General features: G+C 41.2%; 8 protein-coding genes and 1 pseudogene. All 9 read right to left on the bottom strand.

Annotated elements, in window-relative coordinates:
• Positions 1–194 precede the first annotated feature (194 nt).
• Complete coding sequence (locus JI741_RS31065; protein ID WP_202016318.1) at positions 195–1,256, bottom strand: PfkB family carbohydrate kinase; 1,062 nt, start codon at positions 1,254–1,256, stop codon at positions 195–197.
• Positions 1,234–2,361 carry a hypothetical protein gene (locus tag JI741_RS31060; RefSeq protein WP_202016317.1) on the bottom strand — a complete coding sequence of 376 codons (1,128 nt, stop codon included), beginning with the start codon at positions 2,359–2,361 and terminating at the stop codon, positions 1,234–1,236. Before JI741_RS31060 ends, JI741_RS31065 begins: the two co-directional genes overlap by 23 nt.
• Before the next feature lies 1 nt (position 2,362).
• Entirely contained in the window at positions 2,363–4,306 is a 1,944-nt protein-coding gene (locus JI741_RS31055) for a hypothetical protein (RefSeq protein ID WP_202016315.1), read from the bottom strand.
• Between the two features lie 2 nt (positions 4,307–4,308).
• On the bottom strand, positions 4,309–5,448 hold the full coding sequence (locus JI741_RS31050) for a phosphoribosyltransferase-like protein (RefSeq protein ID WP_202016313.1): 1,140 nt from the start codon (positions 5,446–5,448) through the stop codon (positions 4,309–4,311).
• A 5-nt stretch (positions 5,449–5,453) separates the two neighbouring features.
• Entirely contained in the window at positions 5,454–7,379 is a 1,926-nt protein-coding gene (locus tag JI741_RS31045) for an HAD hydrolase family protein (RefSeq protein ID WP_202016311.1), read from the bottom strand.
• A gap of 67 nt (positions 7,380–7,446) precedes the next feature.
• Positions 7,447–7,800, bottom strand: coding sequence for a hypothetical protein (locus JI741_RS32700; protein WP_236676366.1), 354 nt, complete (start codon positions 7,798–7,800; stop codon positions 7,447–7,449).
• A 69-nt stretch (positions 7,801–7,869) separates the two neighbouring features.
• Positions 7,870–8,040 (bottom strand): annotated as a pseudogene (locus JI741_RS33190) (helix-turn-helix transcriptional regulator); the annotation flags it as partial.
• A 108-nt stretch (positions 8,041–8,148) separates the two neighbouring features.
• Positions 8,149–9,357, bottom strand: a complete 1,209-nt coding sequence (locus JI741_RS31035) for a GIY-YIG nuclease family protein (RefSeq protein WP_202016308.1) — start codon at positions 9,355–9,357, stop codon at positions 8,149–8,151.
• Positions 9,350–11,278: a DEAD/DEAH box helicase gene (locus tag JI741_RS31030; RefSeq protein ID WP_202016307.1), complete on the bottom strand. Its 1,929-nt coding sequence runs from the start codon at positions 11,276–11,278 to the stop codon at positions 9,350–9,352. The genes JI741_RS31035 and JI741_RS31030 overlap by 8 nt, the downstream gene beginning before the upstream one ends.

The following is an 11,278-nucleotide window of genomic DNA, read 5'->3' as shown; positions in this document are numbered from 1 at the left end:
GGCGTGCGAAGGATTCTGCGCGGCCACTCGCGAAGCCCTTGACTTATTTGGAGCGGGGGCTACCTTTGTCTAGTAGGAAGGAATCCCTAGCTCAACTGTCAGATCAAGTACTAGCTATTACAGTTAAGTTCCGTCAAGGCAGCCAAGGGATTGGCAACTTCTTGGGCAGTTTACTTATATATAACTTACCGATATCACTGGCTACTGCACAGGCATATCTCACTATCCAAAATTTCACTTGCCATATTTCTTTCTTGACTTTTCCTTTTTAAGGGACCACTTTCAAGTATATGTTGTATTTCTTTTTCGAATGTGTCTTTACTCAGTCTATACATTCCACCCCGCGCGCCCTCGAAGCCGCAATTCCATGCGGCCAATGCTTGGCCATATTTTAAACCTGAAACTACAGTCTGCTCGGAAATTTTCTTTAAGTCTTCCGCCTTAATATTGCAAACCTTGGAAATGAAACCTGCACTAGTCCAATCACCGCACCCACAAGTATCTTTAATTGATGAGACTTGAAAAGCAGGAAGCTTTCTCCACCTCCTATCTAATTTACTGGACGTATGAGTTCTATATCTTAAACCTTCACTCCCTAGGGTCTGTATTTCTAGAAAAGCGGAGGTGAAGCTTCTTATGTCAGATAACGAAGACAGAAATCTCTTATCAGAGTACTTAACAATGTCCGCGAGACTCAACGCCCGTTTAAGTTGCTTTAGATCAGATTTCGCTGAAGGTTCAAAGAAGATAATTGCTCCAAGGCTTTTGAAATGCTCAGCAAGGTCTATTGCCCCAGGCGATATTCGGTCAAAGAAGAATATATTTCCGGATGAAACTTTTTCTTTGATATCTGCAGTGGCTGTTAGCGTAACGGCTCTATAATTTGGAAGCCAAGCCCCACACTTGGGGCAGTTCTTCCAATGAAATTTATGAATCGGACGCCCCTTTTTGTCAATAGAATTTTCCTGTGTGATTATCGGTGTACTGGTTGATGGGGGCTGTCCAGCATAGGTCAGATCTACACCCCAGCGCTTCATGTCTGTCTTTACGCGCATAGAGGCTGCATCTTCATTTAACCTAGCTATCGGAAAAGATTTCCACCCAAGATAACTTAACATTGTAAGCACGTTTCCGCATGTACCTCCAGCCCAATGATAGCTAGGTTCTTCTGAATTGGCGCTTACAACAATGTCGAGAGAAACTAAGCCTGTGCCATATACGGTCGGAGATGTATTATATTTTATCTTTTTCTTCATTCGTTTCGAAATTTTTAATGTCTCCATGATAAGCCTCTCCATAAAGCCACACATGGGCGGTTTGAACACTTTCCATTGACAACGCGTCAACTTTCGTCCAGTCAACATGATACTCTAGTGCCTCGACGTAAACCACAGGAAATCTGCGCTCTAGCGCAGCCATTAACATACCTATAGCTGGCATTTTATTCCCCAACGGAGATAAAATGAGCATTGATCCACCAAACGTTTCAAATACTGGCCGCCGCTCCTCATCAATTCTCATTATTGTTCTGTAGATATCTAAGGGCCTTTTCTCATCTGCGTAAACAAAATTACGGGGATCAACCTCCCATTCACTTTCTAATTCTTCCACAAAGTTAATAGCTAGGTTATCTCCCTTCTTCGGATCGTCAGAAGGAAAAGGAAAAATTGGGCAAGTGTCATGCGGCACTTCGGCGGCATGAATTCGTTTCAAGACACTCTTCTTAGCAGAGGATATTAACGGCAACCAAAGCTTCGCTTTCTCTTTTTCCCCCATTAGGTTCGGAATGGAGAACCCCCGAATATCCGTGACACGATCTATTGGAGTGGAGGATATGAGGGAATCCAGTTCATCATCAGAGGCCACCGTCAGATGAACATTAATTGGTCTTTCAGAATTCTTGGCCACTTCATAAACATAAGAAACAGCAGGAAAGCTTACACCTACCGATATAGCACTTATGTCAACGACAATGTCGGTGTAGACGGAAAAGTCGATTTTTTTTAAGGCGTTGGAAATGTTCATGCCGCCAACAACTGCATTGTCGTCTGCGAATATTTTGATTTCCAACACATCAAAAGAGCAACCTAGCTCCACGGCATCTTTGAGGTTTGTAGCTGCTCGTTTTATCAATTCATGATCAGGATCAGGACGTTCCTCCCGAATATAAATAGCGTGCAACCGCTTACTCATGATTGAAAACAATTGTTTCACAATAATGTTGCTCCTGGGATCAAAGCCTGCACCTCCTATAAAAAGGCACTTACGGTGTTCCTCTCCAAAATGCTGAGAATAGAATTCAAGCACTTCTTCATTGTAGTGCTCAATACAGAAATTCCACCTTTTTCTGTGCCCATTCATGTTATTCCTTTTCAAGCGCGCTTAATAGATCCTTTACGGTTCTTTCTAAAAAACCTCCTCTAGCCAAAGTAAGACCAGATGAAATGATGACGGGGCCAGACAATTCTATTAGGCTCCACATTTTGTTTTTCGTGGATTGACTCGGTTTTATAGAGAGAGCATTATATGCGACTCCAAATTTCAACACCTTCGCGAGTTCTGGGTTTTGTGATGGTATTTTTTCAAACTCTTCGATGGGAATGCCAAACGCGTTAGCACCGCCATTCAGAGGAGCATTGTTTTCAAGTGATTTTTGAAGACACTCTTTCGCTATGTGTTTGCATAATTTTTTTACTTCACGGCTCTTAGGAAAATCCCATTCATCCACCATTTCAGTGGCTCGGTCTGTAAGTAGTTTGTGTTGGTAAGATGGAGGTAGGCTGGCGGGATGCGATCTAATAATTCTAGTCTCCGCCGCATTGACGAGTTGACTTGCCAATTGCAAAAATTGTTCAGCGTTTTCAGAACTGCCGTCACAAACAGCATCTATACCATAATAGTAGGGGCGACTATATTCATGCATCAAGAAAATTCTCGCTCCATCGGCTAAACCAGCTCCAACTTTTATCGGCTTGAACTGCGCTGAGGCAACTTGATCTTCGCTTTGATCAAATAACCCTGCTTGTGGCACTCGTTTAGTATATCTGTGAAGCATTATGTGAAGCATTGCCAATTTCACGTCTTCAGAATCATCAATTGTTTGAGCACTCGAAAAATAACTTTCAATATCCTTCTGGAACTCTTGATACGTTTTCTTGCTAATACTAATCTTAGCTGCTAAGCTTTTCACCTTATTCCTCAATTGGTCCATTTTAGAACCAGAAATTGGAGTTACTCGAGTGTTGAGGAGATCGGGAAAACTTGTAAGACCTTGCCGAGCAAAAACGGGCATTAGCCTCAAATACTTGTCTGCCATGCTCTTTGCCATTACTCTGAACTCACTTCGCCTTTTCGTCCTATCTTTAGGACTCTGCAGCCAAATTGAAGTAATTTCCCTGCTGGGTTTAACAGTCGATCCTTGGTCAACTGCCGTGTTTGTTTCCAACTCATCTAATAGCACTGACTGAGGAGTTTGTGCATCCAAACGCATTAGCATCCATCTGGCTATTTTCATTTCCCTTCTTACTAGCCAATTAATCAGGATTGATAATTGATCTGGATGAAGAGTATGTACATCATCAAGCATTACCATAGGCTTTATTAAAATTGAGCCATCGTTGCTGTCCAGATTAAAATACTCGATTGCATCGAAGGGATGATATGATCCGGTCGCGATGTCTCCCAAATTTTTCTCTGATGGTGGCACTAGTGCTGTACCTATTTCATAGATAGAGCGCTCTACCTCTCGTGCTCGTTGGAAAAGGCTTTCCCCGTCGACTCCTCCCAAACTATTTTCAGCCGCTCCCGCACCTTCCCGGAATCGAATTTCTACAGAGGATAGTTTTAGGTTTGCGGCGCTTTCGATACTTCTTAGCCATGAAAGCATGGCGCGAGCTTGTAAAAAAGATTTAAGTAAGCCCATCTTAACATCCCGGCTATAAGGTAATTCCCAGAAATCTCTGTATTCTGATTCCATTGGAATTCGGCAGCCGAGAAATTTGATGATAAACGAATTCCCTGAAGCTTCAATTATTCCACATTTCTTAAGTGCATTTACTAGTGGTTTGTATTCTGACAAGTTTGGGTTCGCTAAAAGCGTGTGCACCGTCTTGTATTGCAGCAAACTTGAAATGGTCGTTTTACCACTTCCTGGCGTGCCCACTATCATGCTAAGACGATCATAGAGTTTTCCATCTTTAGCGTGCTTTTCAAAAAATGTATGTAAAGGTTCCGGAGCGACAACAGATAAGAACGCTGTGTCATCTCTTAAGTATTCGGTAGCTCTTTTTTCAAATGGGTTAGCCATGACTATGCTGAAAAATCTATATGACGTTGCCTTCTTCTAAATAGCGGCCTCATAGGGTGAGCTCCATTTTTGCCATTCGTTTCTGCCCATAGTAAGGAAAGGGAGTTGTTAGGTGTATTGTGCTCTAGTATTACTGGAAGGCCACACTCGGCATAGCCGAATTTGCCATCTGCACACCCACTCTTTTCGAAATGCTTATTGTATATAGAATGGTCGTAGTAATTATTGCATAGTTTGGCAAAAGGCTCAACTGAAGAAGCGGTAAGTTTTATACTGGAAGGAAGAACCATGCCGAATGAAAACTGAACGTCTTTTATCCCGATCTTCTCCAATTCTTCTCTAGCATGAGAATACCTAGATTCAATATTTGCCTTTGCCTGTTGAGTGCCAATGTAATGGTGTATTGTGATCTGGAAATGATCCTCGAAAGGACTACATTTTAGATACTTAGTAGTCGCCTGTAACGCTAACGCAAACTTTATCAGCTTTCCCTTGAATTTACCGGAACCAATTGGGTCTTCTCGTATTAAACTTGTGCCGGAAGCTGTGAAATCGTCGATGAGATAGACGCCTGAAAACTTTTCACTTTTGTCTTTATTTTTTGGATCCTCTCGAAGCTCCTTCAACATATCTTCCCATTTGGCGTTACTGATCTCCGTCGTAATTGCGACTTGTTCATTGGAAATGATACCAGCGTTAGCTCTTCTTAAGGAATCCAAACGTGCGCCATCGCTCAAACCCATGAATAATATCTTCCGAGTTTCAGAATGGAGGTTTTCTAAACTTTCTTCAGAGGAGAAAACCATATATTTTGGGATAATCTTATTGTTCGCAACTTTTACCTGTAAACTTTTTAACACTGTTTCAGTAAAAAATTTTTCAACAAGTCGTTGCATTTCTGCGGGCCCGATATATAACAGATTTTCCTTTATATACTGATATGCCGTAATTCTATCGGTGGGTAGGAATTGTTGAAGCCACGTAGCGAGACCTTCAATGAACCTTGCTCCTGCCAGATATTCCCTATAACCATCATATTTATATGCTGACATAAACGATAGCCAGCGAAACTCTGTCTGCGCCTGTTCATCAGGCCATTCCATTATCTGAGCTAATATCTTAAGACCGAGATCTCTATTCATTTTATCTAAAGTGAAATTCTCGAAGTTCCATTTTTTCTTTTCAATCGACTAAGATAATAAAGTGTACCTTGGGCACCCCGTATTCCCGCTGGACATAAATTCCAGCATGTTTCTGGAGAGAAGCAAACTTCATCAACGCTCAGAGAAAGGCTCTCGTTGAGAAGCTTCGCATCGTTACCGGGCCATCTTCCTCTATCTCCAATGCTTAAGATTACATCACCATTACGGATTTTCTTCCTGATTTCTTTTACAACTGATAACTTTGATACATTCGTTGCAATTATGTCAATAGAATGGCTAGAGCGAAGCACCTCGCCTGCATGTTCATCACGGTGATAAAACTCATCTTGAACTAAGTCCCATAAGAAAGTCTCAGAAAGGGCTTTATTCTTTTTTCTTTTTATTGTTAGCTGATGTTTTTTAGGGTCGAAGTCAGCGAGTGTTGATAAGAAGAAGTTATTTTTTAATTTTTCAAATAGCACTTCTAATTCAGGTATGGGAGTAGTGGCAGTGCTTAGCTTTGTATTATCTGAAAGGGCCTTAAGTTCAGAACCGTTGTAGTATCCTATTATAACCTTATTCCAAAACTTTTGGGGTATAACCTGCTGCAAGTCGCTTCTTATCGATTTTCCCCTTCCCGTTGCAAATCCTATGACTACGCCTTCGCTTAATAATCTTGTTAGCTCATCAGCCATGTCTTGTCGTGGCGGGTCCCATCGCTTATCGCTGTCAACAACAGTACCATCGTAATCCAGAATAACTCCTCCAATTTTTGCGGCTGCAAGTCGTTTGGTAAATTTTTTATATGCTCCGCTCCACAAGTTTTCACTTTCGGAATCATAGCTTAGAGGTGCCAGTTTTCTTTTGCGAGCGATGGCAACTTCTTGCGTCTTTACCGACGAAATGAAGCCAGGATTAGCTGTTAGTCTATAAATTTTTGAACCATAAGGGGGTACTCCAGGCCGACCGGGGTCGATCCCTTTTTCTTTTCCGAGCCAGCTAGTCAAGTACATAGATAATATTACCCCGGCGATTGCTTCTATACCGTCGATTGTTTTAAATGAAATATGTGCTTTAGGGATTGTGGCCGGGAGTAAACCCAAAGTTCTCGCTGTTACTTCATAGTCATTATTAGTTGACAAAGCGATAATACCGCTATCTTCAGGATGTTTCGAAAACCAATGATGTCTGCCGTGAGCAAAGTTTCTAATGTCGGCCAAGTGAGAAGAGATTAGTCCGGCCTCTGTAAATTTTGATTCAATATCTAATGCTGCGGGTTTCAAATTAAGGCTGTAGATAATATGGAGATATTTTTTCTTCCACAAAGATTTTGTGGCTTCCTTGATCTGTTCAAATCCGTGAAAGTTATCCATGCATTTTTTGAAGAGCGCGTTCAAAGTCTGGGGTAACTGGGTTGTCCCATTGCCGACATCGTTATATGCTCTGTATAGAATGACTGTAAAGGCAAGAAGAGAGTTGGTTGCTAAGAAGCCATCCTTCCCATAAGGCATCGGAAAAGCAAAGCAGTTAGTATACTGATGTTTTGCTGATGCCTCATGTAGTCTGGTCTCATTTCGGCCAACTATCGCATTAACGAATTTCATCTCACGTAATGCAGCATGTTGAAATGCCCTATAGATGTCAACGTTATTCCCACTTGCCGATATAAGCCAAACTGAAACTTCACCGTTCCGTGGGAGTGCCGAAATTGTCTCAACCGGTGTGATAGCGTGTCCAATTGAAGAAGAGAATGTCCTGTGAATAAAAGCTTGGAATTCTGCTGCCGAAAATGAACCACCAGATCCAACCGAAAGTAATGGATAACCCCAGGTGTTTCTTATCGTTTCGGATATTCCTGATACATCAGCTTTTAAGGCCCACTCATACGTTTTTTCTAGTTTCTCTAACTCGGCCTCAAACGGTTTTCCCATTATTATTGCTTGTTTATTTATACCAGTGAATTCTTTAATAGCGACGGAGCTCTGATATTGATCAACCCTAAAGATCATCAGCCATTAGATCCAAATCTACCTCAATCTCCAAATCATCGATTTCAATTTGCTCTCCATTCATTTCAGAAAATCGAAACGTTCCTTTACCGTTAGCCACCTTCATGCCTTTATGAGAATACCCGTTTGTTGAACTCATCAAATTCAGATTGAAACGGAAATTGGCGTTCTTAAATTCAAATGAACGTTGTGGAATATTTACAAAAACATCATCTGAACTAAGGTCGATCCCGTGATCATTAACACCGTAATGGCCAGGATTTGAGTGATCAAGTTTATTTAGCCAGGCATCATTGCCGATCACTTTTTCGGTTACTTTTTCCCTAATTGATTCTAAAGTCATAGTGCTACCGTTTATTTCAAATTCAAACAATTCTTTTAGAGAATCTAGGTTGATCGAAGAAACGTTAAGACCATGCAGGTACTTAAAGAGATTATCAATTGTATAATTTGACTTCCCCTTTTCGATTGCGATTATTTGATGTCTTAACAAACCGGAGTGTTCGGCAAGTGAATCTTGAGAGATTAAGTGCTTTTCTCTGATTTGTTTCAGGAAACTCCCAAACTTACACCTTACACTCATAGTCAAATATAACTAAATGTATCAATATTAATACGTATCAGTATCAATACTACATTAAAAAAATCGTTGGCCTCCCCGGAAAATGAATATTTAGAAAGACACTTTGTGTCAAAAATGGCCTTTCTTGTTAATTATGATCTCATTAGCCACATCATAGCGGTAGTTGATCACTTCCCCGGAAATGATCAAATGAATAGCTTCCTCGATGATTGCTAATGGCGCAACAAACCATTCACGGGGTACATACCTTTTTCCATCTTTCGCAAATACATCTATATCAAGGCAGGCAGAGCCAAAGAAATTGTGAATGAGAAGTTCAAATTTTTGTGGGTTCATGTTATAGCATTTGTAAGCCATTACAATCCGCACGTCCGCCATTAGGTAAGTTGGCTCTATGGCTGCATTTTTTATCCGTTCTTCAACCGAGATTTTTGAAAAGCCGATTTTATAGAGATTTGGAATGCCTTTGATCTCGGGCTTCTCGCTTTTTGATTTAAGGATATAGATATAACCAGCTTCTTCATCGGTGTCCGCGACCATGCTAAACGTTTCGGCAAATTCATAATTAACAGATGCGGAATTCTTTGTAACAGCCCGACCATTAGCAAGAAGTGCTTTGTACAAGGACAGATAAAGCATATTAGACTCCGTGCCGTTCTCAAATATTACGCGCGTCCGTCCGTCCTTTCGTACTCTCCGGCCACTTCTAAATTCCTGAACTGCCTCTTCAAACTCTACGTCTTCCAATAGGAGTAAAATACCGTTATGGACATAGAAATCTCCGGGTCTTAAATTCTCCTGTTTAAACGTCACGAGTTTACGTTTGCCTTCCGAAAGATCTTTTTGCACGTCCTTGAAAAGTGGTTCATATTTATCAAACCCTTTGCATGGTTTACGTTTTGCCACAAAATTGGCCTCCGCTCTTTCGATGTCTGATGGCACGACATGCTTCAAGTCAAACAGACCTTGCGAATCATCCCCGAGTAGACCCAATGGATCATCCTTGAAAATGTCATCCAACGAGTTAATTTCCTTTTTCTCGTATCGGAGTAATCCATACTTATCGTGAACGTTCAGGATTTCGACTTTGGTCGCGTTTTCTCTGAGCGATTTCAATCTGGAATATAGCTGGTGTTCTTGTAAACCACCTCCTTGCTCAGGAGCGCGTCTGTTCTTTTCGTAGAAAGCATTGATTTCCTGAAATGAAGCAACAAGTCTTTCATCTTCATTCCGTGCGGGTGAAGTGGAAGGTTTAATATTCAACAACCCTAGTGGATCGTTTTCAAATATCTCTTGCAGCTTTTTATCCTTATCCATTTTGGGTTTTCCTCTTTTGCTCCTTTAAAAAGATAATCGCTTCTGCCATTCTTCTTTCCAGCGGATCAGTGGAATTTAAACTAGGCTCTTTCTTAAATGTTTTAGCAAAGTCGTTGATCTTAGGCCACAGCAGCAATGCTTCTTCCAGAGTCATTTGAATCCGCGTTGATTCAATTACATCCTGGATCACCTTTAACACTTTTGTTGTAACTGATTTGGACAGAATCTCAAATGCTTTTTGGAACGGATTAATCCTGTCAATTAAATCAATATGCAGATCGTCAATGTTTACAAACTGACCTGCCATCCTGATAAAACGTTTGTCTCCAACTTCTTTTATTTCCCCATTCTTCACAACAGAATCCACTACAACATGCTGGCGGACTTCCTCTACCTCGGCTTCAGAAAGTTCAGGATATTTTATTTGAATGATTTTAGGAATTAAAACCTTATTGATTACCTCCGGGTCAACATTGCCTGGCATAGCTCTCAGCATAGTATCGTCTTGCAGAATAGTTGCCTTTAAATCATTTAGGTCTGATTCAATAATGTCTTTTACCCGCTTTGACGTTGGAGTTTTAAATCCCCTGATTTTTATTTCACCTGCCTCTGCCTTATCCTCATCAGACAATTTTGTTTTGAACTTGAAGTTAGGGGCAAGGACCTGCTCCATTAATAATGATGCAGTGATAGCTTTGAGCATGTTATTGACTGATAGCTTTACCAAATCATCGGCTGCATCAGGTTGTGCAATTAGATTGGTAAACTGAGCATGAGTCTTGTTGCTGCTGTCTCTCGTACATCTGCCAATGATCTGAATAATTTCAGTCAATGATCCTCTGTATCCTACGGTCAAGGCGTGTTCACAATACGGCCAGTCGAAACCTTCTTTGGCCATACCCAGGGCTATGATCAAGTCCATGTCGTCAACTGACTTAATGGTTCGAAGGTAGTTTTGGATTTTATCTCTATCTTTTTGATTGTCGTTTACCAAATCGGCAACCTTCAATATCTTGCCATCCGTATGCCTCTTTATATAAATGACACCTGTTTCGCTATCCACCTTTCCAACATCACCAATCGCATCTAAGATCGTGTCAACTTCATTGTGTTTGTCCTTGGTGGATTCGCCAGAATTGACATTCGGTATGTGAAGTATTGTTTTCTTGTCGGTGTCTAATATTTCGAGAATGGCTGTTGTGTATCGGCCTTGGTAGAAGTGATAACCAATACCCAACGATTTTAGATACGTGTATCCGTTTAGCTGCTCGTAATAATTGTAAGTGACCTTAGTGAACTTTGCTTCATCTTCGGGGTTTAATACCGGAACACCATCACCTCGGAAATATGATCCTGTCATGGCGACCACATGGGCATTTGATTTTTGCATGATCGCTCTTAGTAATTCACCCAAGCGGCTGTCACCATCTGCGGAAACGTGATGAAACTCATCGATGGCTAAAAGAATGTTGTTGAATTTTGTCTCTTCAAGTTCTTCAAAGGCAAAGCGTAATGTGGCGTGAGTACAGATTAATATCTTTTCATCATTTTCCAGAAAATTCTTAAAGGCTTGAACTTTGCTTTTGCTTCCATCCATTCCAGGAGTGCAAAGATTATACACATCGTTCGGCTCCCAATTGGCGAAGAAGCCAAAGTCTTTCAGGTTGGTTTTGCCGAACGAACCACCAATAGATTTTTCCGGCACGGCAACAATCACCTTCTTTAATCCCTGATGGATCAATTTATCCAGTGCGATAAACATTAACGCACGCGACTTGCCCGAAGCTGGTGGTGCTTTTAATAAAAGATAGTGCGCATCGCGTGCCCGATAGGCTTTCTCCTGCATTTCGCGCATGCCCAAAGTGTTGATCTTAGAGCTTTGCCCCGTTTGGGCGTAGGTTACGTGTACAATATCGGGCAT

Source organism: Chryseolinea lacunae, from assembly GCF_016735595.1.
GTDB lineage: Bacteria > Bacteroidota > Bacteroidia > Cytophagales > Cyclobacteriaceae > Chryseolinea > Chryseolinea lacunae.
The sequence above is the reverse complement of the archived record's forward strand: the minus strand, read 5'-3'. Positions and strand labels throughout refer to the sequence as shown.

What these genes read in the sequence shown, in the direction of transcription:
- JI741_RS31045 (WP_202016311.1), bottom strand. Translation starts at nt 7,379, where the DNA reads ATGGGAAAACCGTTTGAGGCCGAGTTAGAGAAACTAGAAAAAACGTAT.
- JI741_RS31035 (WP_202016308.1), bottom strand. Translation starts at nt 9,357, where the DNA reads ATGGATAAGGATAAAAAGCTGCAAGAGATATTTGAAAACGATCCACTA.
- JI741_RS31065 (WP_202016318.1), bottom strand. Translation starts at nt 1,256, where the DNA reads ATGAAGAAAAAGATAAAATATAATACATCTCCGACCGTATATGGCACA.
- JI741_RS31050 (WP_202016313.1), bottom strand. Translation starts at nt 5,448, where the DNA reads ATGAATAGAGATCTCGGTCTTAAGATATTAGCTCAGATAATGGAATGG.
- JI741_RS31055 (WP_202016315.1), bottom strand. Translation starts at nt 4,306, where the DNA reads ATGGCTAACCCATTTGAAAAAAGAGCTACCGAATACTTAAGAGATGAC.
- JI741_RS32700 (WP_236676366.1), bottom strand. Translation starts at nt 7,800, where the DNA reads ATGACTTTAGAATCAATTAGGGAAAAAGTAACCGAAAAAGTGATCGGC.
- JI741_RS31060 (WP_202016317.1), bottom strand. Translation starts at nt 2,361, where the DNA reads ATGAATGGGCACAGAAAAAGGTGGAATTTCTGTATTGAGCACTACAAT.
- JI741_RS31030 (WP_202016307.1), bottom strand. Translation starts at nt 11,278, where the DNA reads ATGCCCGATATTGTACACGTAACCTACGCCCAAACGGGGCAAAGCTCT.